Consider the following 22,905-nt stretch of genomic DNA (forward strand, 5'->3'; position numbering starts at 1 on the left):
CACGGTAGGGCTCTGGAGGGGGAGCCGGAGCCCGGGGCCGCGGTCGTGGCCCCGGGCATCGCCGGTGGGGTCAGGCCCTGGCCGCGTACCGCTTGAGGAACAGGGCCTCGGCGACCGACATGCGCTCCAGCTCGTCCGGCGACACGCTCTCGTTCACGGCGTGGATCTGCGCCTCGGGCTCGCTCAGGCCGATGAGGAGGATCTCCGCCTCCGGGTACAGCGCGCCCAGCGTGTTGCACAGCGGGATCGAGCCGCCCATGCCGGAGGCCTGCATCCGCTGGCCGTCGTACGCCTCGCTGAGGGCGGCGGCCATGGCCTCGTACGCGGGGCTGGTGACGTCCGCGCGGAAGGCCTGGCCCTGGCCGACCTGCTCCGTGCGCACCCGGGCGCCCCACGGCGTGTGCGCCTCCAGATGGGCGCGCAGCAGCTTCGTCGCCTCGGCGGCGTCCACGCCCGGCGGCACCCGCAGGCTGATCAGCGCCCGCGCGCCCGCGTGCACGGACGGGGTCGCGCCGACGACGGGCGGGCAGTCGATGCCGAGCACGGTGACCGCCGGGCGCGCCCAGATGCGGTCGGCGACCGTGCCCTCGCCGATGAGGCCCACCCCGTCGAGGACCTTCGCGTCCCTGCGGAAGTCGTCCTCCGCGTACTGCAGGCCCTCCCAGACCCCGGTGCTGTCGAGGCCGTCGACGGTGGTCGAGCCGTCCTCGGCGCGCAGCGAGTCCAGGACGCGCACGAGGGCCGCGAGCGCGTCCGGGGCCGCGCCGCCGAACTGCCCGGAGTGGAGGTTGCCTTCGAGGGTGTCGACCTCCACGCGCACCAGGGTCATGCCGCGCAGGGTCGCGGTGACCGTCGGCAGTCCGGCGCGGAAGTTGCCCGCGTCGCCGATGACGATGGTGTCGGCGCGCAGCAGGTCGGGGTGCGCCTCGGCGTACCGCTCCAGACCGCCCGTGCCCTGCTCCTCCGAGCCCTCGGCGATGAACTTCACGGCCACGGGGATGCCGCCGTTGGCCTTCAGGGCGCGCAGCGCGAGCAGGTGCATGACCACGCCGCCCTTGCAGTCGGCGCTGCCGCGGCCGTACCAGCGGCCGTCGCGCTCGGTCAGCTCGAAGGGGGGCGTGGTCCAGCCGGACTCGTCGAGCGGGGGCTGGACGTCGTAGTGCGCGTACAGGAGCACCGTCGGGGCGCCCTCGGGGCCCGGCAGGTAGCCGTACACCGACTGCGTGCCGTCCGGGGTGTCCAGGAGCGCGACGTCCTCGAAGCCCTCGGTGCGCAGGGCGTCGGCCACCCAGCGCGCGGCGGCCTCGCTCTCGCTCTTCGGGTACTGCTCGAAGTCCGCCACCGACTTGAAGGCCACCAGCTCGGTGAGCTCCGCCTTCGCCCGCGGCATGAGCGCGGCGACGGTCTCGGCGATCGGATTCGACGGCATGGGCACGCTCCTCGTAGGTGCGACGTTGTCCCTGGGGGACGGGTGACGCGGTTCGTGGTGGTCTCGGGTGCGCGCCGCGCGCGTGGCCTGTGGGCACGGTGCGTGCGGTGTGCACGTTGCTGATCCTCCCACAGGAGGATCGCGCGGGCGTGCGCCGTAGGATGCCCTCCGAGAAGCAAGGACAGCGCGGCCAAGACGGGGATCAGGAGCGGAAGACCAACGTGAGCAGCGAGAAGTCAGCGGACGACCCGCGGCAGGTGTGGGACGTCGTCGTGGTCGGCGCGGGCCCCGCGGGAGCCTCCGCGGCCTATGCGGCGGCCGTCGCCGGACGCAGCGTCCTGGTCCTGGAGAAGGCCGAACTGCCGCGGTACAAGACGTGCGGCGGAGGCATCATCGGTCCCTCGCGGGACGCGCTGCCCCCGGGCTTCGACCTGCCCCTGCGGGACCGGGTGCACGCGGTCACGTTCACCCTGGACGGCAAGTTCTCCCGCACCCGCCGCTCGCGGAAGATGCTCTTCGGGCTCATCAACCGGCCGGAGTTCGACCAGCGGCTCGTGGAGCACGCGCAGAAGGCGGGTGCCGAGGTGCGCACCGGCGCCACCGTGGCGCGCGTCGAGCAGCACGGCCCGGCCGTGCCGGACCGGCGCACGGTCGCGGTCGTCCTCCAGGGCGGCGAGACGGTCCTGGCGCGCGCGGTCGTGGGCGCCGACGGCAGCGCGAGCCGCATAGGAGCGCACGTCGGGGTGAAGCTGGACCAGGTGGACCTCGGCCTGGAGGCGGAGATCCCCGTGCCCGCGACGGTCGCCGAGGACTGGGCGGGCCGGGTGCTCATCGACTGGGGCCCGATGCCGGGCAGCTACGGCTGGGTGTTCCCCAAGGGCGACACGCTGACCGTCGGCGTGATCTCCGCGCGCGGCGAAGGCGCCGCGACGAAGCGCTATTTGGAGGACTTCGTCGCCCGGCTCGGCCTTTCGGGCTTCGAGCCGAGCATCTCCTCCGGCCACCTCACGCGCTGCCGCAGCGACGACTCGCCGCTGTCCCGCGGCCGGGTCCTGGTGTGCGGCGACGCGGCGGGCCTGCTTGAGCCGTGGACCCGCGAGGGCATCTCGTTCGCGCTGCGCTCGGGCCGTCTCGCGGGGGAGTGGGCGGTGCGCATCGCGGAGGCGCACGACGCGGTGGACGCCCGCCGCCAGGCGCTGAACTACGCGTTCGCCGTCAAGGCGGGCCTCGGCGTGGAGATGAGCGTCGGGCGGCGCATGCTGGGCGTCTTCGAGCGGCGCCCCGGCCTGCTGCACACGGCGATCACCGGCTTCCGCCCGGCGTGGCACGCGTTCGCGAAGATCACCAGTGGCCGGACGACCCTCGCCGAGATCGTGCGCACGCACCCGATGGCGGGCCGCGTGCTCAGCAAGCTCGACCGGTAGCGCCGCGAGGGGGGCGGGCGGCGGGCGCAAGGACGCCCCGCGCGCCCGTCCCGACGGCCCCGCCCCCACCCGTGCGCCCGCGCCGCACGCCCCCTGGCGGGAAACGCGTGGAGCGGCTGAGTTCGGTGATCGGCTTGTGAAGAATGAGAAGTCGTCTAGCGTTTCGCATGAAGGTTTCTCCAACTCGCCATGGGCATAGGCTGGTTAGCTCGGATGAGGGGGCTCCACACATGCCGTCGCACTCGAAGGTCCTCGTCGTGGACGACCACGAGGACTACCTCTTCGCGCTCGAAAGCGCGCTGGCTCCGCTCGGCTATGAGACGACGTGCGCGACCAACGGGGACGACGCCCTCAAGGAGATACTCCGCGGCCACATCGCCGTGGCCCTGCTGGATGTGCGCATGCCCGGCGTCGACGGCCTGGACGTGGTGCGTTACGTACGGGGCGTGGAGCAGACGCAGCTCCTGCCGATCATCCTCCTGACCGGCTTCGACGTGAGCCAGGAGCTGTCGGCGACGGCCCTGCGCCTCGGCGTGGCCGACATCGTCGTCAAGCCCGTCGACCCGTGGGCGCTGCGCACCAAGGTGCGCTACCTCTACGACACCTACCAGCGGCTGCGCGCGCTCCAGGCCGAGGTCGACGGCTATCGCTCCCAACATCCCGACGGGGTGCGCCCCGCCGCGGGCGGCCAGGCCCGGCGGGGCGTGCCCAAGACGCCGTCCGACGCCTCCGCCCCGCCGGACGCCGTACAGGTCCGCGTGCCCTCCCAGCCCCAGGGGGCGGCGCGCCGAAGACCGCTGCCGAAGGACTGACCGCCGGGCGTGCGCGTGGCGTACTCCCCAGGGAGTACGCCTGATCGCCACGCCTGGCGGACGCCCGGCGCCCCGGCCGCCGTCTAGCGTGGCCGCCATGGACGAACAGCGCGGACACGGGTGCCCCGGCCCGCCCCGGAGCGGACCACCGGCGTGGTGGCAGGGGCCGCCGTGGTGGCGGTTGCGGGGCGCCGACGAGCCTGCCGCGGCCGGGCGCCGCCTGCCCTGGCTGACGACCGTGCTCCTGACGGCGTTCATCCAGATCGGCACGGGCTTCGCGGCGCACGGCCAGCCCGAGCGGGAAGGGGTGGGCGGCTTCGCGCGGGCGCTGCTCCTGGTCGCGTCGGGCTCCCTGCTGCTGCGCCACCGCCACCCCGTGGCCGTGGCCTACGTCACCGCCGGGGTCACCGTGGTCTACCTCGGCGCCGGATATCCGTACGGGCCCGTGCTCCTCACGGTCGCGGTCGGCTGCTTCGCGGCGGTCGTCGCGGGGCACCGGCGGGCGGCGTGGGGCGCCGTCGGCCTGTGGTGGGCCGGGCAGATCCTGGTCACCCAGGTGCTGTACCGCTGGCTGCCGCCGGACGGGGACGGCGCGCTCGGCTGGGGCGAGGAACTGGTCATCGCCGTCTGGGTGGTGGCGACCGTCGCGGTCTCGGAGCTGGCCCGCACCCGCCGCGAGCAGTGGGCCAAGGAGCGCGCCGAGCGCGCGCTCGCGGCCCGGCGGCGCGCCGACGAGGAGCGCCTGCGGATGGCCCGCGAGCTGCACGACGTCCTCGCCCACAGCATCTCCGTCATCAACGTGCAGGCCGGTGTGGGCCTCGCCCTGCTCGACTCCGACCCCGAGCAGGCCAGAACCGCCCTCACCACGATCAAGGCCGCCAGCAAGGAGGCCCTCGGCGAGGTCCGCCAGGTCCTCGACACCCTGCGGGCCCCGGGAGCCGCCCCGCGCGCCCCGGCCCCGGGCCTAGACCGGCTGCCGGAGCTGGTCGAGCAGGCGGGGAGCACCGGCCTGACGGTGAGTGTCAGCACCGAGGGCCGCGGCGGCCCGCTGCCGCCCGGCGTGGACCTGGCCGCCTTCCGCATCGTCCAGGAGGCGCTCACCAACGTCGTACGCCACTCCGGTTCGCGGCGGGCCCGCGTCCTGGTGCGCCACGCCCCCGGCTCGGTGACCCTGCGCGTCGACGACGACGGCCCCGCCACCGGCGCGGACGCGGGCGGCAGCGGCAACGGCCTGATCGGCATGCGGGAGCGGGCCGCCGCGCTCAAGGGCACCATGGAGGCGGGCCCGCGCCCCGACGGCGGCTTCCGCGTGACGGCGGTGCTGCCCACCACCGGTGCCGCACGGCGGGACCGGCACGACGACCAGTGAGCACCCCACCCCAGGAGGCCCCGTGATCCGCGTACTGCTCGCCGACGACCAGTCGTTGGTCCGCGCGGGGTTCAAGGCGCTGCTCGACGCCCAGGCGGACATCGAGGTGGCGGGCGAGGCCGCGGACGGCGAGGAGGCGGTGCGCAAGGTGCTGGAGCTGCGGCCCGACGTCGTCCTGATGGACATCCGCATGCCGCTGCTCGACGGCCTGGAGGCCACCCGCCGGATCACCGGCGAGCCGGGCCTCGACGGCGTCCGGGTGGTCATGCTCACCACCTTCGAGCTCGACGAGTACGTCTTCGAGGCGATCCGCTCCGGCGCCTCGGGCTTCCTGGTGAAGGACACCGAGCCCGACGAACTGCTGCGCGCGGTGCGGGCGGTGGTCGCGGGCGACGCGCTGCTCTCGCCCGGTGTGACGCGCCGCCTCATCGGGGAGTTCGCGGCGCGCTCCAAGGAACCGGCGGCCGCCGGTGCGCTCGCCGACCTCACCGAGCGCGAGCGGGAGGTGATGGCCCTGGTCGGCATCGGCCTGTCCAACGAGGAGATCGCGCGCCGCCTCGTCGTCAGCCCGCTCACCGCCAAGACGCACGTGAGCCGCACGATGGTGAAACTGGGCGCCCGCGACCGCGCCCAACTGGTCGTCCTGGCCTATGAGTCGGGCCTGGTCCGCCCCGGCTGGCTGGGCTGAGCGGGCAGACCGGGAAGGGCCGCGCGGCGCGCCCGCCACCGCTCGGTGAAGCGCCACAGGACGGTGGCGACGCGGACGACGAACACGAGGGCGGCGAGCGTCACGCCCACGACCGTGAGCGTCCGGGCGGCGCCGCCCGACAGGCCGAAGACGAGGATAGGCCCGCCCGCGAGGGCCATGAAGACGAGCGCGGCGGCCGCCCCCGCGCTCGCGAGCGCGTACCCGATCTCGATCGTGACCGCGTCCCGCTCGGCCTGGCTCCGTCGGCCTTGTCCGACCGTGTCCCCCATGTCACTCATACGGGGAGTGTCACAGGACGAGGGCCCGACGGGCAAGGAAGCGCCCGCAGGGCCCAGGGGCCGACCGTGGTCAGTCGCCGATGGTGACCTGCTCGCGCGGGGCGTCCGTGCGCGGCTGCGACGAGGCGACGGCAATCGTCCGCTGCTTGCGCCGCGCGCGCAGGCCGGTGAGGTTGATGAGCAGACCGGCGACGGCGAAGGCCGTCACCAGGACCAGGCCCGGGCGGTAGCTGTCGAGGACGTCCGCGGGCGAGGCGCCGGTCTCGGGTGAGCCCTCGCCGGAGGCCGTGATGACGGCGGTGGTGATCGCGAGGATGACCGCGCCGCCCACCTGGATCGAGGTGTTGAGCAGGCCCGAGACCATGCCCTGCTCGTGGTCGGCCACGCCGTTGGTGGCCTGGATGTTGAGCGAGGGGAAGACCAGGGCGCACGCGACGCCGAGCAGCACCATCGAGGGCAGGATGACCGCGACGTACGTCGGCGTCAGGTCGATGCGCAGGAACAGCGCGTACGACGCCACGAGCAGCGCGAAGCCGGTCACGATGACCCGGGTGGTGCCGAACCGGTCGATGACCCCGGCGATCTTCGTGGCGGACAGGGCCACGATCACGCCCGCGGGCAGGAAGGCGAGCGCCGTCTCCAGGGCCGACCAGCCGAGCAGCGACTGGAGGTACTGGGTGGCGATGAACTGGAAGGACACATAGCCGCCGAAGAACGTCACCGCGCCGAGCTGGGCGCGGACCTGCGCTCCCGAGCGCAGGACGCCGAGGCGGATCAGCGGGCTCGCGGTGCGCAGCTCGATGGCGACGAAGGCGGCGAGGAGCACCGCCACGGCCAGGAAGGACAGCAGCGTGCGGGCGGAGGCCCAGCCGACCTCGGGGGCCTGGACGACGGTGAAGACGAGCAGCAGCATCGACGCCGTGCCGGTGACGGCGCCCGGCACGTCGTAGCCGCCGCGGTTCGCCTCGCGGGCGGAGCGCGGGATGAGCTTGAGACCGGCGACGAGCGCGATGACGGCGATCGGCGCGGGCAGCAGCATAGTCAGGCGCCAGCTGACCTCGGTGAGGACGCCGGACAGGACGAGGCCGAGCGAGAAGCCGGTGGCGGCGCAGGTGGTGTAGATGGACAGGGCGCGGTTGCGGACCGGGCCCTCGGCGAAGGTCGTGGTGATGATCGACAGGCCCGCGGGCGCGGTGAACGCGGCGCTCAGGCCCTTCACGAAGCGGCTGGCGATGAGCAGCGGCCCGGAGTCGACGAGCCCTCCGAACAGGGAGGTGACGGCGAAGACGCCGAGGGCGATGAGGAAGACCTCGCGGCGCCCGAGGAGGTCGGCGGCGCGGCCGCCGAGCAGCAGCAGGCCGCCGTAGCCGAGGATGTAGCCGCTGACGACCCACTGCAGGGACGAGGTGGACAGGTCCAGGTCCGAGCCGATGGAGGGCAGGGCGACGCCCACCATCGAGACGTCGAGGGCGTCCAGGAACATCGCGGCGCACAGGACGAGCAGCGTGCCCCACAGGCGTGGGGTCCAGCGCTCCGCCGACGCGGAGGCAGGGGGGACAGGGGAGACCGGTGAAGTCATGCGGAGCAGAGTACATGCATATGCATTGACTGCAAGTGCATTTAATTCCGATGCAATAATCCCCTGGATTCTGCTACGGTGCCGCCATGGCGGCGACGAAGGCCGAGCCCCCGGCGGAGGCCGAGCAAGGGCTCGTGAACGAGTGGCGGGAGATCCTCGCGGTGCACGCGCGCACCCTCTGTGAGCTGGACCGGGAGCTGCATCCGCACGGTCTGGGCGCGAGCGACTTCGAGGTGCTCGACGTGCTCGCCGCGGGGGGTGGCGGCGGCTTCCGGGTTCAGGACATCGCCTGCCAGGTCCACTTGAGCCAGAGCGCCCTGTCCCGCCTCGTCGGCCGCCTGGAGAAGGACGGCCTGGTCGAGCGCGGCATGTGCAGCGAGGACCGCCGCGGCGTGCTGGTCTGTCTGACCGCCAAGGGGCGTGCGCTGCACGCCGAGGTGAAGCCGGTGCAGCGCGCCGTGCTCACCCGCATGCTGGCGGCGCCGGACGCCTGACGGCGGCGCGGGGGCGGACCCGGCCGGAGCCGGGACCACCGCCTGCCCGTCGAGGGGATCGCCGAAGACGCGGCTCTCCGGCCCCCCGTCGGCCCGGCCGTCAGCCGACCCCCGCCGTCTCGCGCCACAGCGTGGCGAGCGCGGTGTCGCCCGTGATCTGCGGGAACGGCAGCCGGTTCCACAGGGCCAGATACAGATACGCCGCCTGACCCGCGACCTCGCAGTCGGCGGGCACGGTGTCGCCGTGCTCGGTGACGGGTACCTCCGGGGACAGATGGACCGTCCACGACTCCTTCGCGTCGGTGGCGCGGATCCGTAGCACGCGCGGCTCCGGCGTGCGCAACCGGCTCTTGGTTCGGGCGTGGAAGCCGCGCAGCAGCTCGTCGATGCCGTCCACCGCGAAGTCCGTGCCGACGGCCGTGGGCGTACCGCCCCGGGCGGACTCGGCGTCCACGCGGTGCACAGCTGTCTCGTTCGCCTGCCGCCGGGCCCAGAAGGCCAGCGGTGACGGGGCGGGCAGGAACGTCCAGCACCGCAGGTCGGACGGGGCGGCGGTGAGCGCGGCGACCAGCTGTGCGTGCCCCTCGCGGAACCACGCCACGAGGTCGGCGCCGTCCAGGGCCGGCTCCTCCTGCATGGAGCGGAACGAGGGGTGGGCGTCGGCGACGAAGGCGGCGGCCCAGCGGTGCACGACGCCCGTGTGCCGCACCAGGTCACGCACCCGCCACTCGGGGCAGGTGGGCACGGCGGCATCGGTTCCCGCCTCCTCGGCGGCGCGGGCCAGCAGCCGCCCTTCCCGGTCGAGGATCTCTATGTGCTCGGCAATCTCCATGCGGGGATTGTGCAGGACGATCCGGCCCTCGCGTGGGGGAAGCGAGGTCCGCGTTCGCGCCGGGACGAAAGGCGCTCGTGGCCGGGCGCGGGGGCTCGCGCGGGGGCGGGCGTGCGGGCGGGGGCGCTGCCCCCTCCGGGGAGGGCTCAGGCCTGGCCGCGAGCCGCGGACGTGCGGCCCGTCGCCCCCGCGATGCCCGCGGCGAGCGCCGCGAGGAGGGCCACGCTGGTCAGCGCCACCGGCAGGGAGAACCAGTCCGCCATGAAGCCGATCGCGGGCGGGCCGAGCAGCATGCCGCCGTAGCCGAGCGTGGACGCGGCCGCCACCCCGCTCGGTCCGGAGAGGGCGCCCGCGCGCTCGATCGCCACGGGGAAGATGTTGGCCAGGCCGAGGCCCGTGATCGCGAACCCGGCGAGTGCCGCGCCCGTGGCCGGGGCGAGCGCGCCGAGGAGCATCCCGGCCGCGGCGAGCAGGCCGCCGCCGACGACGGTGCGGGTGCCGCCGAGGCGTTCGAGGAGCGCCGTGCCGGACAGGCGGCCGATCGTCATCGCGAGGGCGAAGCACGAGTAGCCCGCCGCGGCGACGCCGGGGTGCGCGTCGAGGTCCTGCTCCAGGTGGAGCGCGCCCCAGTCGGCCAGCGCCCCTTCGCCGTACGCGGTGCACAGCGCGACGAGCCCGAAGACCAGGACGAGGACCCGCGCGCCGCCGCGGCCGGACCCGGGCCGCGCGGACGCCCGCGACCCGGCGGCGGCCGGGGTCCGCGGCACCTCGTACCGCAGCAGCGTCGGTGCGGTCACCGCCGTGACGAGGAGGCCGATCAGGGCGAGCCCGAGCAGGTGCCGGGTGGGGGAGAGGTGCCCGGCGACCAGGCCGCCGAGGCCCGCCCCGATCATGCCGCCCAGGCTGAACGCCGCGTGGAAACTGGGCATGACCGGCCGCCGCAGCGCCCGGACGAGATCGACGGCCGCGCTGTTCATGGCCACGTTGATGCCGCCGTACGCGGCGCCGAAGAGCAGCAGGACCAGGCCGAGCGCGAGGGCCGAGTGCGTCAGGGGCGGCAGCGCGACGCTCAGCGGCATCAGGACGCCGCACGCCACCGTCACCGGATGGCTGCCGAAGCGCGTACACAGCCGCCCCGTCAGCGTCATCGTCACCACGGCCCCCGCCGAGACCCCGAGCAGCGCGAGCCCCAGCGTGCTCGCCGACGCCCCGGTCTGCTCCTTGATGGCGGGGATGCGGACGACCCATCCGGCGAAGACGAAGCCGTCGAGGGCGAAGAACACGGTGAGGGCGGCACGCAGTCGGCTGAAGTCGTGGGAGGAGGCCTCGGACGCCTCTGACGTGGTTTTGTTTAGTAGCGGCACAAAGTCAGCGTAGGGCCGCACCCCGGTCGGGGACAAGGCGGTTGTCCGGGGCGGGGCTGCCGCGCGGCGAGGGCGACGCGACAGAGCCGCGGGGCGGAGTCGAGGCGGCGCACTTCGGAAAGAGGTGTACGAAACCGTGGATCACGGGCAGGCGAAGGGCGCGGGAAGGCCGGACGGCGGTGACGGAACGGCGAGGTGGCGTACGGATCATGGGAGACTCGCCCTCATGAACGGGAAGGCTGCCACCGGGGGTGAGGCGCGTACGCGCCTGGAGCGAGGGCGTACCGCGCTCGGCCCCGCACTCGAACTCGTCCACACCGGGCGCGCACCCACCCGAGCCGTCCTCACCGCCGAGTTGGGCGTCACGCGCGCCACGGCGGGCGCCGTCGCGGCCGAGTTGGAGGCGCTCGGCCTGATCAGCGTCGACGCGAAGCCGAGCGCGGCCTCGGGGTCGCAGGGCCGCCCCTCGCACCGCCTCTCCGTCGCGGGGACCGGCCCGGTCGCCCTCGCCGCCCAGGTGCACGCCGACGGCTTCCGCGCGGCGCTCGTCGGCCTCGGCGGCGAGATCGTCGCCACGACGCCCGGCTGCGAGACGATCGACGCGGACCCGGCGCAGGTGCTCGGCACGGTCGTCGACGAGGGCGCGCGCCTGCTGCGCGAGAGCGGGAGGCGGTGCGTCGGCGCCGGACTCGCGGTGCCCTCGGCCGTCGCGGAGCCGGAGGGCACCGCCCTCAACCCGCTGCACCTGGCCTGGCCCGCGGGCGCGCCGGTGCGGGAGATCTTTGCGGACCGCGTCCGCCGGGCCGGGGTCACGGGCCCCGCCTTCACCGGCAACGACGTGAACCTCGCGGCGCTCGCCGAGCACCGGCACGGCGCCGGGCGCGGCGCCCGCGACCTGCTGTGCGTGGCGACCGGACACCGGGGAGTCGGCGGCGCCCTGGTCCTCGACGGCCGCCTGCACACCGGGAGTTCGGGCCTCGCGCTCGAAGTCGGGCACCTCACGGTGCACCCGGAGGGGCGCCCCTGCCACTGCGGCAGCCGCGGCTGCCTCGACGTGGAGACCGACCCGCTCGCCTTCCTGACGGAGGTCGGGGTCAGGCCCGGACCCGAAGGCCTGCTCAACCAGGCGCGCACGCTGCTGGCCGAGCACTACGCCGACCCCGCGGTGCGGGTGGCCGCCGAGGCCCTGATCGACCGTCTGGGCCTCGGCCTCGCGGGCCTGGTGAACATCCTCAACCCCGACCGCATCGTCCTCGGCGGGCTGCACCGCGCGCTGCTGGACGCGGACCCGGAGCGGCTGCGCGCGGTCGTCGCCGACCGGAGCCTGTGGGGCCGCAGCGGCGGGGTGCCGATCCTGGCCTGCACCCTCGACCACAACAGCCTGGTGGGGGCCGCCGAGCTGGCCTGGCAGCCGGTGCTCGACGACCCCCTGGGGGCGCTGGGTTAGGGGCGCATGGCGCTTCAGCCGACCCGCGCGGGCTCCCGTACGGGGGTCACGACGTCGGCGGCTCCCGGGGCGGTGGCCCTGCGCTGCCGCAGGTCCGGGATCAGCGAGAGCAGCCCGAGCACGGCGAGTCCGGCGCCGATCCACAGCGGGGCGCGCAGCCCGTAGGCGTCGATGGCGGGGCCGCCGACGGACGTCGCGATGATGATGCCGCCCGTGATGAACGACGAGTGGACGCTGTTGACCAGGGGGCCGGTGTTGCTGGCGCGCTGGACGCGGGTGATCATCGCCGGGTTCATGGTGACGCCCACCAGGCCGATGCCCAGCATCATCGCCACGGCGGCGACCGGCACGTCGGCGACGAGCGCGAAGCCGACGAGGAAGCCGAGGTTCAGCAGCAGGCCCGTGGCCAGGACGGGCAGGGTGTACCGGTCGGCGAGGCGGCCGACGACGGTGTTGCCGATGAGGGTGGCGGCGCCGTAGGCGATGAGCAGCAGCGGCACGGTGCCGGTGGCGAAGCCGGTGATCTCGGTGAGGATCGGGTTGAGGTAGCTGAAGGCGGAGAAGGTGGCGCCGATGACGAACGTACTGGTGAGCAGGGAGAGCCAGAGCCGCGGGCTCTTGAAGGCGCCCAGCTCGTCGCGGAGCGCGCCACCGCCCTCGGTGCGCTCGACGTGCGGCACTCCGACGAACGTCGTGACCGCGGCGAGGGTGGTGAGCACGGTGATGGCCCAGAACGCGGCGCGCCAGCCCAGGTGTTCCCCGACGACGGTGGCCATCGGCAGGCCGAGGAGCGTGCCCAGCATCAGCCCGTTGAGCGCGACGGCGACGGCGCGGCCCCGCATCTCGGGCCGGGCCAGCTGCGTGGCCATGGAGATGCCGACCCCGAAGAAGGCCTGCGAGGCGATGCCGGTGACCACCCGCGCCACCAGCATGGTCACGTAGTCGGGGGCGAGGGCGGCCAGGACGTTGCCCGCGAGGAAGACGGCGAAGACGACCAGCAGGGCCCGCTTCGGCGCCAGTTTGAGCAGGGCGGCCGTCAGGAACGGCCCGCCGAAGGCCATGGCCATCGCGAAGGCCGTGATCAGATAGCCGATCTCGGGGATCGTGGCGCCGAGCCCGTCGGCCATCTGCGGCATGAGTCCGGCGACGACGAACTCGCTGGTCACCATGGCGAAGATGCCTAGGGCCAAGACGTATACGGCGCGGGGCATGGGTGCTCCTTGGGGTGAGCGGGGCAGGTTTTAGATAGGTCAGTACAAAATGAGGGCAAGCGTGGCCGCGGCAAGGACTTCGTGGTGGGTTCGGCGCGCCCGTGCGGCGGGGAGGCTCAGGGGCGCAGCGCGTCCAGGGCCGTCTCGGCGATGGATTCGAGGGTGGTGCGGTCGGCGCCCGCCTGGGCGGACACGCGCATGCCGCCGATGGTGGCGTTGACGAACCGCGCCAGGGTGTCCGTGTCCCGTCGCGCGGTGATGGTGCCGTCGCGCTTGCCCGCGTCGATCGCGATCCGCAGCAGCCGGAGCCTGAGGTCGAGGTCGCGCTGGATCAGCGCGTCCGCGTCGGCGTCGCGCCGGGCGAGCTCCACCACCGTGTTGACGGTGAGGCAGCCGATGCTGCGGTCGTCCTCGCGGTACTCGAACTCGGAGTCGACGACCCGGGAGTACAGCGCGCGGATCCGGTCGAATCCCGGGCGCTCGGTGTCCTCCAGGATCTCCGCCTGCGGGGCGCTCATCGTGTCGATGTAGCGGTTCAGCGACCTGCGGAACAGGTCGTGCTTGCTGGTGAAGGTGTTGTAGATGCTGCTGCGGCCCAGTCCGGTGGCGTCGCACAGGTCCTGGGTCGAAGTGGCTTCGTAGCCCTTCGCCCAGAAGGCGCGCATCGCCGCGTCCAGGGCCCGCTCCTCGTCGAACGTCCTCGGTCGGGCCATGGGGGAACCGTACCTGTTTTGGAACGTGCGATGCAATACGAGGGTGCGAGTGAGCGCCCCCCCGCGGGGGGCGCTCACCTGGGGTGTCAGACGGGCCACTCCACGGCGAAGGCGGCGGCCGCGTTCACCGTGAGCATCCGGTCCACCAGTTCCTTGCCGACGGCCCGCTCCAGGCGTGGCCGGACCCCGCGCAGCAGATGCGGCAGGCCGGGCCCGCCGTGCACGGAGCGCGCGGCGGCCGTCGTGGTGTCGCCGCCCAGGAGCAGCCGGGCGCCGTGGCCCGCGTCGGCGAGGGCCCGCACCGCGTCCGGCATGCGCCAGTCCGTGGCGTGGTGGGCGCGCGAGGGTCCGTCGAAGGCCAGATAGGCGCCCGCCGCCGCGGCCCGCAGGTGGACGTCGAGGTCGGGGAAGCGGTTGAGGTGGCCGAGGATCACCTTGGCGGGCGGCACCTCCAGATCGGCGCAGAGCAGGTCGAGCACGTCCTCGGCGCCGGTGCCCAGCTCCAGGTGGACGGCGATGGGCGCGCCCGTCGCGCGGTGGGCCTCGGCCGCCGCCGTCATCGTCCAGCGGGCGTGGGCGTCCAGCGTGTGGAAGCCGCCCGCGACCTTGATCAGACCGGCCCGTACGCCGCTGTCGGCGATGCCGTCGGTCAGCTCCCGCACGAACAGCGCGGCCAGGCCCTGGGTGCGCAGCGCGGCGAGGGTGTCCTCGTCGTAGTGCACGGCCTGGTGCAGACCCGTCGCGGCCACGATCCGGGTGTCCGTCGCCCGGGCCAGGGCGGGCAGTTCGGCCGCGCGGCGGCCCATGCCGTGCGGGGTCCACTGGATGAGGCCGCGCCCGCCCGCCGCGCGGAAGGCCGCGAGCTCCTCGGCCGCGGCCCGCGCCGAGTCCAGCTCCTGGCCCGGGAGTTGGGGGCTGCGCAGGAAGAGGTGGTCGTGCGCGTCGCAGACGCCGAGTGCGGACGGCGCGATGTCCCCCGTGACGGTACGGACCGCGGGGCCCGCCCCGCTCACCACGCCCTGCCCCGGACGAGCCGGTCCCGCTCGGGCGTCGAGCAGTGCAGGACCTGGAAGACCTCGCCGTGCTCCGCGGGCGCCTCGTGGGCCCAGAGCGAGAACGTCACCGCCTCCCAGTGCCGGGGGTCGACGGCCACGGTCACGCCGACCGCCCCGTCGGCGCGGGAGAGGGCCGCCGCGTCGTCGAGGAGCCCGCTGGCGAGGTCCGCGATCCGCGCGCCCTCCGGCAGCGGCGTCCGGCGGCGCGCCGCGGCCTTCGGTGGGGCGTCGACGGCGGGCCCGGACTCGTAGCCGAGCGCCATCCAGTGCTGCACCACCGGCCGCCCGAAGTCATCGGTGAGCCCCTGGAACCCGGGCCCCCAGAGGAAGGAGTTCATGCCCTCGGCGGTGTTCCAGAGGTAGAACGGCGCGTACTGGTTCACGGGCGAGCCGTCGACGCCGCGCTCGCGCATGAGGTAGGCCTTGAAGCCGAGGCCGGGGAAGGCGTCGAGGAGATGCCCCTTGGTCGCCACGCGGTCACGGATGACGCCCATGTCGTAGTCGGCGGGCAGGGTGATCTCGTACTGCAGAGCGTGCATGGTGTGCGTACCTGCTGTTCTGTCGGATGCGGGGGCTCAGGCCGGGTACTCGTCGGCGGCGACGCGTTCCTCCCAGTGGGCGGCGGTGCCGTCGTCGGCGGCCTCCACCACGGCCAGGTGCGTCATGAACGTGCGCGGCCCGGCTCCGTGCCAGTGCCGCTCGCCGGGCGCGATCCACACGGTGTCGCCCGCCCGGATCGGCTCCACGGGCTCGCCCTCGCGCTGCACCAGGCCCTCGCCCTCGGTGACGTGCAGGACCTGGCCGTGCGGATGGCGGTGCCAGGCGGTGTGCGCGCCCGGAGCGAAGTGGACGCTGAACATCCGTAGCCGGGAGGGGGCTTCGGGGCTCGCGATCTCGTCGAGCCAGACGCTGCCGGTGAAGTGCTCGGCGGGGCCGCGAAGGCTTGCGGGGCGGGTGCGGGTGATGTGCACGGCGTTCCTCTGTGCTGAGTTGCGGGGACATGCGGGAAGGCGGCGCCTCGGCGGTGGCTGCGGGCGCCGGAGTGCGTACGGCGGGCTCAGCGCGGGGCGAGCAGGGCCAGCAGGCCGCGTACGCCCGCGTCGAAGGCGTCGGGGGAGCCCGTGGAGCGGGCCAGGACATAGCCGCCCTGGACCGTCGCGACGATGGTCGACGCGATCTCGTGGGCATCGAGCGACGGGCTGAACTCGCCCTGGTCCAGGCCCTCCTGGACGATCGCGGCGAGCCGCTCGCGCAGCCACTCCAGGGTCTCGGTGACCGGCGCGCGCAGCGTGTCGCTCGCGATCACGTCCGGGTCCATCGTCAGGCGCCCGACGGGGCAGCCGCGCAACACGTCGCGCTCGCGCAGCAGATACCCGGCGACGCGCTCGTACGCCGACCCGGCGCCGCTCAGCGAGGCCTCGGCGGTGGCGCGCATCTCCTGGGCCGTGCGCCGGATCGCGGCGAGCGCGAGGTCGGGCTTGCCCGAGAAGTGGTGGTACATGCTGCCCTGCCCGGCGCCCGCGTGCTGCTGGATGGCCTTGGGGCTCGTGCCCACATAGCCCCGCTCCCACAGCAGCTCGCGGGTGGACTCGATCAGACGCTCCGGAGTGCTCATGCCCCTACTGTACATACTAATAGGTACAGAGTGCCAGGTGGGAAGGGTTCCGCTGCACCACCGCACGCGGGGGAGCAGGCGCGAGGCCCCCTCGTACTCCCCGGGAGGTACGCGCACTGCCGCTGGCCGTACGACGACTTCGGCGCGCCCCCGGACCAGGCTCGGAGACGACGGAAAGCACCGCTCCGCACCCCCTTCGAGGAGATGGACATCATGCACACCCTGGCGTTCGACGGCGGGCCCGGCCCGTGGATCCTGTTCTTCCCGCTGATCTGGGCGGCCGTGGTGTTCGGCGTCGTCACGGTCCTGCGCCGCACGGTGTGGCGCGGCCGGGGCGGGCCCTGGCAGCGGGGCGCCGCGGGCACCGACCCGACGTCGCCCATCGCCGTGCTCGGCCACCGCTTCGCCTCCGGCGAGATCGACGAGGACGAGTACTGGCGCCGCCTCACCGTCCTGAACGAGGAGTTCGGCCGCGTGACCAAGGGAGGCCGGTCATGAGCACCGCCACCACCCCGCGGCCGACCGGGATCCGCTACGCCGCACGGGTCGAGCGGGCCGTCAAGGTCTACGGCTCGACCGCGGCCGCCGAGACCGCGGTGACCGCCCTGGACGACGTCAGCGTCGGCTTCCCCGCCGGGCGCTTCACCGCGATCATGGGCCCGTCCGGCTCGGGCAAGTCCACCCTGATGCACTGCGCCGCGGGCCTGGACACCCTCACCTCGGGCTCCGCCCTCATCGGCGACACGGACCTCGGCTCCCTCGACGACCGGCGTCTGACCCTGCTGCGCCGCGACCGGATCGGCTTCGTCTTCCAGGCCTTCAACCTGGTGCCGACGCTGACCGTCGCGGAGAACATCACCCTGCCGATGGACCTCGCCGGGCGCCGCCGCGACCGCGCGCAGCAGGAGTGGACGGACGCGCTCATCGACGTCGTCGGCCTGCGCGACCGCCTGCACCACCGGCCCGCCGAACTCTCCGGCGGACAGCAGCAACGCGTCGCCGTGGCCCGGGCGTTCGCGGGCCGCCCCGACGTCGTCTTCGCCGACGAGCCCACCGGCAACCTCGACTCGCGCTCCGGCGGGGAGGTCCTCGGGCTGCTCGGCCGCACGGTGCGCCAGATGGACCGCACCGTCGTCATGGTCACCCACGACCCGGTGGCCGCCGCCCACGCCGACGAGGTCGTCTTCCTCGCCGACGGCCGTCTGGTGGACCGCATGCGGGCCCCCACGGCGGACAAGGTCCTCGACCGCATGAAGGCCTTCGAGACCACGGGCGCGGCCCGCTCCGGCCTGGCCTCCTACGACGCCTACGGCGAAGCGGCGTACGACGCCTCCGGTGCGTACGACCCCACGAAGGGGGCGGCGTCATGAGCTCCCTCGCCCCCGCCGCGCGCCTCGGCCTCACCTCCCTGCGCGGCCACAAGCGCCGCTTCGCCGGTACGTTCGTCGCGGTGCTGCTCGGCGTCGCGTTCCTCGCGGGCACCCTCGTCATGGGCGACACGCTGCGCGCCGGCTTCGACACGCTGTTCGGCGACGCGACCCGCGGCACCGACGCGGTCGTCCGCGCCGAGAACACCATCACCGCGCCCGGCGAGAGCCAGGGCGTCCGCCAGGCCGTCGACTCAGGCCTCGCCGAGCGGATCGCGCGCGTGCCGGGCGTCGCGGCCGCCGAGCCCAGCATCCAGGGCGCGGGCCAGCTCGTCGGCAAGGACGGCGACCCCGTCGGCGGCCAGGGCCCGCCCACCCTCGCGGGCAACTGGATCGAGGACACCGCGCTCAACCCCTACCGGCTCGCCGAGGGCCGCGCCCCGGCGAAGTCCGGCGAGGTCGTCGTCAACCGCGGCGCCGCCGAGCGCGGCGACCTGAAGATCGGCGACACCACGACCCTGCGCACGCCCGACCCGGTCCGGGTGACCGTCGTGGGCCTGGCCACGTTCGGCGGCGAGGACGGGATGGCGCAGACGACCTTCACCGGCATGACCCGCGCCGACGCGGAGAAGTACCTGACGCCCAAGCCCGGCCGGGCCTCGTCCATCCAGGTGCGGGCCGGGCCCGGCACCGGCCAGGCGGAGCTCGTCGACGCGCTGGCCCCCGTCCTGCCCGACGGCGTCGAGGCCATCACCGGCCAGGAGGCCGCGGAGGAGAACTCCGAGATGGTCTCCGGGCAGTTCCTGACCCTGTTCACGACGTTCCTGCTCGTCTTCTCCGGCATCGCGCTCCTGGTGGCGACCTTCTCGATCCACAACACGTTCGCGATCGTCGTCGCCCAGCGCACGCGCGAGAACGCCCTGCTGCGCGCCCTCGGCGCCTCCCGCCGCCAGGTCACCGGCGCGACCCTGCTCGAAGCGGGCGCCGTCGCCGTGGTCGCGTCCCTGGCGGGCCTCGCGGGCGGCATCGCCGTCGCGGCCGGGCTCCAGGCGCTGTTCCCCGCCATCGGATTCCCCTTCCCCGAGGGCGACTTGGTGATCAGCGCCACCTCCCTGCTGCTGCCCCTCGCGGTCGGCGTCGTCGTCTGCGTGGCCTCCGCGCTGCTGCCCGCCGCCCGGGCCGGGCGCACCGCGCCGCTGGCCGCGCTGCGCGAGACGGCCGTCGACCACTCCGGCGCCTCGCGGACACGGGCCGTGGCGGGCACCGCGCTCGGGCTCACCGCCCTGGTCCTCGCGCTGGTCGGGGTCCTCGCCGACCCGTCGGTGTGGCTGGCAGGGACCGGCGCCGTGCTCGCGCTCGCCGCGTTCGTGGTGCTCGGCCCCGTCGCCGCCTCGCGCGCGGTCCGGCTCATCGGCGGCCCGCTCGACCGGCTGCGCGGCGTCACCGGCGCCCTCGCCCGGCGCAACGCCCTGCGCAGCCCCAAGCGCACCGCCGCCACCGCGAGCGCCCTGATGATCGGCGTCGCCGTCGTCTGCCTGTTCACGGTCTTCGGCGCGTCCCTGAAGGCGACCATGGACCAGACCGTGTCCCGGTCCTTCGCGGGCGACATCGCGGTCAGCACCCCGGCCTTCGGCGCCGGAGGCAGCGGACTGAGCCCGCGCCTGGCTCCCGCGCTCGCCGAGCGCCCGGAGGTCGCCACGGCCGTCGGCCTCGGCAAGGGAGTCGCCGAAGTGGACGGCAAGGGCCGGACCCTGACCGTCACCGACCCCCGGGCCCTCGCCAAGGCCTTCGACCTCGGCGACGTCCAGGGCTCCCTGGCCCGCCTCGGCGACGACGGCATCGCCGTCACCCGGGACGAGGCCGACAAGCGCGGTCTGAAGGTCGGCGACCGCGCCGAACTCGCCTTCACCGACGGCAAGAAGGACACCTTCACCGTGCGCGCCGTGTACGGCCGGTCGGAACTCGTGGGCGACTACGTCGTCACCCGCGAGGCCTGGGCCCCGCACCGCGCCCAGGACTCCGACACCCTGGTCTCCGTCACCTTCAAGGACGGCGTGAGCGCCGCCGACGGCCGGGCCGCGGTGTCCGCCGTGGCGAAGGAGTACGGCAACCCCGAGGTCCAGACCCGCGAGGAGTACGCGCAGTCCTCGGCCGGAGGCATCGACATGATGCTCACCCTCGTCTACGCGCTGCTCGCCCTCGCCGTCCTCATCGCGCTGCTCGGCATCGCCAACACCCTGACCCTCGCCCTGCACGAACGCACCCGGGAGCTGGGCCTGTTGCGGGCCGTCGGGCAGACCCGCGCCCAGCTGCGCGCCATGGTCCGCTGGGAGTCCGTCCTGGTCGCCGCGTTCGGCACCGCGGGCGGCCTGGCGCTCGGCGGCTTCCTCGGCTGGGTCCTGGTCAAGGCGTCCGACGGGGCGTCCGACACCGCCTTCGCGTTCGCCCTGCCGCCGCTGCCGCTCACGGTGGTCGCCCTGGTGGGCGTGGTCGCGGGGGCCCTCGCGGGCCTGCGCCCGGCGCGGCGCGCGGCACGTCTCGACGTACTGCGCGCGATCGCGACGGAGTGAGCGGAACGCGGCGGAAAGCGAGAACGGAAACAGCATAAAGAGCGGAATCAGCGGAAAGGAGGAGCGCGGGAAGGGACGGGGAACAGAGCGACAACAGTCACCGCCCGGTCAGCCAGGAACGGCCGACCGGGCGGGAGTATGCGCGCCGACGGGTGACGCAGCGACGAAGGAGCGGGTGCTCGCGGCGTCGTACGCGGGATACGTCGGCAGGTCCACGGTGGGCGACGGCGCGGCGAGCGTGAACCAGACGACCTTGCCGTGCTCGCCCTCCGGCCTCACCCCCCAGCTGTCGCTGACCGCGGCGACCATGGCGAGCCCGCGGCCGCAGGTCGCGAGCTGCTCCGCCGCGCGCACCTCCGGCAGCCGTGGATCGTGGTCGTGGACGGACACCACGAGACGCCCGAGCATCAGCTCGATGTCCACGGTGCACACCTTGTCCGGCTCCGCGTGCCGGTGGACGTTGGTGAGCAACTCGGTCACGCCGAGCGCGGCCCGGTCTATCAAGGGATCGAGATGCCAGTAGCGCAACTGCGCCGATACGATTCTGCGGACTTGACCGATCCGCGACGGCAGGGCTTGGAGCTCTACCGTGCACTGCCTGCTTGGCTGGCTGATCACGGTGCGACTCCCCGAAGTGAGGTCCGGAAGAAGACGGCGTTCCGATCCAGCAGGGGCCGCGCGCTGTCCGCCGCCTGCTGTGGGACCGGCGGCTGGTTCGCAGCGTTATCGCCGGTAAACCCAGAGTGATGTGACACCAGAGTGACGCAGGGGGTACGGGCGTGCAACTCGCGCCCGTCTCGGCCCCGTCAGACGTGCCGTCGGCCACCCGCGCTGCGCAGCGCCTCCAGGAAGGCGCGGACGGAGGGTGGGCCCGGCTCCCCGGGCACCGGATCGTGGTCGCCGAGCGTGAGCCGGTAGCGCGTGCCGTTGACCTCGGCGAGGGCGCGGTCGTGCGGGGCGAACCACGGTTTGCCCGCGCGCACCGCCTGCACCGGTGCGCTGTCGATCTCCGTTCCGTAACTGGTGAGCAGTTCCAGCCTGCCGTCGTTGATCCGGACCTGCCCCGCACGGGTCAGGGAGCGCAGCCGCTTCCCGATCCGCACGCCGGTGGCCCTGAACTCCGGCTCTGCCATGAGGCTCCGCCCCCTCGCGCGCGGTGACGTCCCGCGCATGGTGTGCCGCGGCGTGCCGCGGGCCTTCGTCTGCCGCTGTCCGGGCGCCGCCCGATGGCGCCCGTCCGGGACATTACCCCTGCCCCGTGCGGTGCAGTGTGCACGTGCCCGGCGCCGAGCACTAGGGCGCACGGCGACCACGCACATGCCACTTCCGTGCGTGACCACGTCAGGAACACACGAGGGCCAGATGGCCGCGACAGCTGCGCCTTTGAGGTGCCAAAAGGAGTGTTTATGCAGGTGAGGGCGGTGTTATAGGTGTTTATCATCAAAGGGTCCGGCCGGATCGAACCGCGTCCGGCATGAGCGCGAGGAGCCACGCGGTGAGCACCACCCAGCACGATCCGACCGGCGAGCCCGCCGTCACTCTCGATGTCGACCGCAGCGACCCGGAGTACCGTTCCTGGCTGAAAGAAGCGGTGCGCAAGGTCCAGGCCGACGCCAACCGCTCGGCCGACACGCATCTGCTGCGCTTCCCGCTGCCCGAGCACTGGGGCATCGACCTGTACCTCAAGGACGAGTCGACGCATCCGACCGGCAGCCTCAAGCACCGGCTCGCCCGCTCGCTGTTCCTGTACGGCCTGTGCAATGGCTGGATCCGCCCGGGACGCCCCGTGATCGAGGCCTCCAGCGGGTCGACGGCCGTGTCCGAGGCCTACTTCGCGAAGTTGATCGGCGTGCCCTTCATCGCGGTGATGCCGCGCACGACCAGCGCCGAGAAGTGCCGCCTCATCGAATTCCACGGCGGCCAGTGCCACTTCGTGGACGACTCCCGCACGATGTACGCGGAGTCAGCCGCCCTCGCCGTCGAGACCGGCGGCCACTACATGGACCAGTTCACCTACGCGGAACGGGCCACGGACTGGCGCGGCAACAACAACATCGCCGAGTCGATGTACCAGCAGCTGCGCCTCGAACGCTATCCGGAACCCACCTGGATCGTGGCCACGGCCGGAACCGGCGGCACCTCGGCGACCATCGCCCGCTACGTGCACTACATGCAGCACGACACCCGCATCTGCGTCGCCGACCCGGACAACTCCTGCTTCTTCGACGGCTGGACGCGGCACGACCCCGACGCCACCAGCGACTGCGGCTCCCGCATCGAGGGCATCGGCAGGCCCCGCATGGAGCCGAGCTTCGTACCCGGCGCCATCGACCGCATGATGAAGGTCCCGGACGCGGCGAGCGTGGCCGCCGTCCGCGCCCTGGAGCAGGTCATCGGCCGCAAGGCGGGCGGCTCCACCGGCACCGGCCTGTGGAGCGCCCTGAAGATCGTCGCCGAGATGGTGGCGGCGGGCCGCACCGGCAGCGTCGTGACCCTCATCTGCGACCCCGGCGACCGCTACCTGGACAAGTACTACTCCGACGCCTGGCTCGCCGAGCAGGGCCTGGACATCCGGCCGTACGCGGCGGCCATAGAGACGCTCCTCACCACCGGCCGGTGGCCGGACGCCTGAGCCCG

At 73.8% G+C, this 22,905-nt stretch carries 23 protein-coding genes; 10 read left to right on the top strand and 13 right to left on the bottom strand.

Features of this window, described 5'->3' with window-relative positions; all coding sequences use genetic code 11:
- Window positions 1-70: 70 nt before the first annotated feature.
- Complete coding sequence (locus ACIG3E_RS17110) at window positions 71-1,429, bottom strand: dipeptidase (RefSeq protein WP_399616473.1); 1,359 nt, start codon at window positions 1,427-1,429, stop codon at window positions 71-73.
- Between the two features lie 221 nt (window positions 1,430-1,650).
- On the opposite strand from ACIG3E_RS17110, the gene ACIG3E_RS17115 reads away from it, so the two are divergent.
- The 4 genes from ACIG3E_RS17115 to ACIG3E_RS17130 all read left to right on the top strand — a co-directional run bounded on the left by ACIG3E_RS17115 (window position 1,651) and on the right by ACIG3E_RS17130 (window position 5,722).
- The gene (locus ACIG3E_RS17115) at window positions 1,651-2,853 is read left to right on the top strand and encodes a geranylgeranyl reductase family protein (RefSeq protein ID WP_399616475.1); all 1,203 of its coding nucleotides are present in this window, start codon (window positions 1,651-1,653) and stop codon (window positions 2,851-2,853) included.
- A gap of 230 nt (window positions 2,854-3,083) precedes the next feature.
- Window positions 3,084-3,665: a two-component system response regulator gene (locus ACIG3E_RS17120; RefSeq protein WP_399616477.1), complete on the top strand. Its 582-nt coding sequence runs from the start codon at window positions 3,084-3,086 to the stop codon at window positions 3,663-3,665.
- Between the two features lie 88 nt (window positions 3,666-3,753).
- A complete protein-coding gene (locus tag ACIG3E_RS17125; RefSeq protein WP_399616479.1) occupies window positions 3,754-5,034 on the top strand; it encodes a sensor histidine kinase in 1,281 nt (426 codons plus the stop codon).
- 22 nt (window positions 5,035-5,056) lie between these two features.
- Complete coding sequence (locus ACIG3E_RS17130) at window positions 5,057-5,722, top strand: response regulator (RefSeq protein ID WP_399616481.1); 666 nt, start codon at window positions 5,057-5,059, stop codon at window positions 5,720-5,722.
- On the opposite strand, the gene ACIG3E_RS17135 is transcribed toward ACIG3E_RS17130, so the two are convergent.
- Together ACIG3E_RS17135 and ACIG3E_RS17140 are read right to left on the bottom strand one after the other, a co-directional pair.
- Window positions 5,683-6,021, bottom strand: a complete 339-nt coding sequence (locus ACIG3E_RS17135; RefSeq protein WP_399616483.1) for a DUF6332 family protein — start codon at window positions 6,019-6,021, stop codon at window positions 5,683-5,685. The two genes, ACIG3E_RS17130 and ACIG3E_RS17135, sit on opposite strands and share 40 nt — an antisense overlap.
- Before the next feature lie 70 nt (window positions 6,022-6,091).
- A complete protein-coding gene (locus tag ACIG3E_RS17140) occupies window positions 6,092-7,600 on the bottom strand; it encodes an MFS transporter (protein ID WP_399616485.1) in 1,509 nt (502 codons plus the stop codon).
- A gap of 86 nt (window positions 7,601-7,686) precedes the next feature.
- Here ACIG3E_RS17140 and ACIG3E_RS17145 point away from each other — a divergent pair, with 86 nt between their 5' ends.
- The gene (locus ACIG3E_RS17145; protein ID WP_172381671.1) at window positions 7,687-8,094 is read left to right on the top strand and encodes a MarR family winged helix-turn-helix transcriptional regulator; all 408 of its coding nucleotides are present in this window, start codon (window positions 7,687-7,689) and stop codon (window positions 8,092-8,094) included.
- A 100-nt stretch (window positions 8,095-8,194) separates the two neighbouring features.
- Here the strand turns inward: ACIG3E_RS17145 and ACIG3E_RS17150 are convergent, their stop codons facing one another.
- Together ACIG3E_RS17150 and ACIG3E_RS17155 are read right to left on the bottom strand one after the other, a co-directional pair.
- The gene (locus tag ACIG3E_RS17150) at window positions 8,195-8,926 is read right to left on the bottom strand and encodes a maleylpyruvate isomerase family mycothiol-dependent enzyme (protein WP_399616487.1); all 732 of its coding nucleotides are present in this window, start codon (window positions 8,924-8,926) and stop codon (window positions 8,195-8,197) included.
- A 146-nt stretch (window positions 8,927-9,072) separates the two neighbouring features.
- On the bottom strand, window positions 9,073-10,290 hold the full coding sequence (locus ACIG3E_RS17155; RefSeq protein ID WP_399616489.1) for an MFS transporter: 1,218 nt from the start codon (window positions 10,288-10,290) through the stop codon (window positions 9,073-9,075).
- A 226-nt stretch (window positions 10,291-10,516) separates the two neighbouring features.
- Here ACIG3E_RS17155 and ACIG3E_RS17160 point away from each other — a divergent pair, with 226 nt between their 5' ends.
- Window positions 10,517-11,737, top strand: a complete 1,221-nt coding sequence (locus ACIG3E_RS17160) for an ROK family protein (RefSeq protein ID WP_399616492.1) — start codon at window positions 10,517-10,519, stop codon at window positions 11,735-11,737.
- A gap of 14 nt (window positions 11,738-11,751) precedes the next feature.
- Here the strand turns inward: ACIG3E_RS17160 and ACIG3E_RS17165 are convergent, their stop codons facing one another.
- The 6 genes from ACIG3E_RS17165 to ACIG3E_RS17190 form a co-directional block, all read right to left on the bottom strand.
- Window positions 11,752-12,948 (bottom strand): MFS transporter, encoded by a 1,197-nt coding sequence (locus ACIG3E_RS17165; RefSeq protein WP_399616494.1) that lies wholly within the window; start codon window positions 12,946-12,948, stop codon window positions 11,752-11,754.
- A gap of 116 nt (window positions 12,949-13,064) precedes the next feature.
- Entirely contained in the window at window positions 13,065-13,661 is a 597-nt protein-coding gene (locus tag ACIG3E_RS17170; protein ID WP_399616498.1) for a TetR/AcrR family transcriptional regulator, read from the bottom strand.
- A gap of 86 nt (window positions 13,662-13,747) precedes the next feature.
- Complete coding sequence (locus ACIG3E_RS17175; RefSeq protein ID WP_399616501.1) at window positions 13,748-14,677, bottom strand: phosphotriesterase; 930 nt, start codon at window positions 14,675-14,677, stop codon at window positions 13,748-13,750.
- Window positions 14,671-15,255: a DUF4865 family protein gene (locus ACIG3E_RS17180; protein ID WP_399616503.1), complete on the bottom strand. Its 585-nt coding sequence runs from the start codon at window positions 15,253-15,255 to the stop codon at window positions 14,671-14,673. The genes ACIG3E_RS17175 and ACIG3E_RS17180 overlap by 7 nt, the downstream gene beginning before the upstream one ends.
- A 36-nt stretch (window positions 15,256-15,291) precedes the next feature.
- Window positions 15,292-15,687 (bottom strand): cupin domain-containing protein, encoded by a 396-nt coding sequence (locus ACIG3E_RS17185; protein ID WP_399616505.1) that lies wholly within the window; start codon window positions 15,685-15,687, stop codon window positions 15,292-15,294.
- 86 nt (window positions 15,688-15,773) lie between these two features.
- Window positions 15,774-16,331, bottom strand: coding sequence for a TetR/AcrR family transcriptional regulator (locus tag ACIG3E_RS17190; RefSeq protein WP_399616506.1), 558 nt, complete (start codon window positions 16,329-16,331; stop codon window positions 15,774-15,776).
- 213 nt (window positions 16,332-16,544) lie between these two features.
- Between ACIG3E_RS17190 and ACIG3E_RS17195 the strand changes: the two genes are divergently transcribed.
- From ACIG3E_RS17195 to ACIG3E_RS17205, 3 genes are read left to right on the top strand one after another with little or no spacing between them, the layout of a single operon-like run.
- Window positions 16,545-16,829, top strand: coding sequence for an SHOCT domain-containing protein (locus ACIG3E_RS17195; RefSeq protein WP_399616510.1), 285 nt, complete (start codon window positions 16,545-16,547; stop codon window positions 16,827-16,829).
- Window positions 16,826-17,701 carry an ABC transporter ATP-binding protein gene (locus ACIG3E_RS17200; RefSeq protein ID WP_399616512.1) on the top strand — a complete coding sequence of 292 codons (876 nt, stop codon included), beginning with the start codon at window positions 16,826-16,828 and terminating at the stop codon, window positions 17,699-17,701. Before ACIG3E_RS17195 ends, ACIG3E_RS17200 begins: the two co-directional genes overlap by 4 nt.
- The gene (locus ACIG3E_RS17205; RefSeq protein ID WP_399616515.1) at window positions 17,698-20,268 is read left to right on the top strand and encodes an ABC transporter permease; all 2,571 of its coding nucleotides are present in this window, start codon (window positions 17,698-17,700) and stop codon (window positions 20,266-20,268) included. Before ACIG3E_RS17200 ends, ACIG3E_RS17205 begins: the two co-directional genes overlap by 4 nt.
- Window positions 20,269-20,376: 108 nt before the next feature.
- Here ACIG3E_RS17205 and ACIG3E_RS17210 read toward each other — a convergent pair whose 3' ends face one another.
- Both ACIG3E_RS17210 and ACIG3E_RS17215 read right to left on the bottom strand, forming a co-directional pair.
- On the bottom strand, window positions 20,377-20,886 hold the full coding sequence (locus ACIG3E_RS17210; protein ID WP_399616517.1) for an ATP-binding protein: 510 nt from the start codon (window positions 20,884-20,886) through the stop codon (window positions 20,377-20,379).
- A 188-nt stretch (window positions 20,887-21,074) separates the two neighbouring features.
- A complete protein-coding gene (locus ACIG3E_RS17215) occupies window positions 21,075-21,401 on the bottom strand; it encodes a hypothetical protein (protein ID WP_242727896.1) in 327 nt (108 codons plus the stop codon).
- Window positions 21,402-21,742: 341 nt separating this feature from the next.
- Between ACIG3E_RS17215 and ACIG3E_RS17220 the strand changes: the two genes are divergently transcribed.
- On the top strand, window positions 21,743-22,900 hold the full coding sequence (locus tag ACIG3E_RS17220) for a PLP-dependent cysteine synthase family protein (RefSeq protein WP_399616521.1): 1,158 nt from the start codon (window positions 21,743-21,745) through the stop codon (window positions 22,898-22,900).
- The last annotated feature ends 5 nt before the right edge of the window (window positions 22,901-22,905 follow it).

This window comes from Streptomyces sp. NPDC053474 (assembly GCF_044544845.1).
GTDB lineage: Bacteria > Actinomycetota > Actinomycetes > Streptomycetales > Streptomycetaceae > Streptomyces.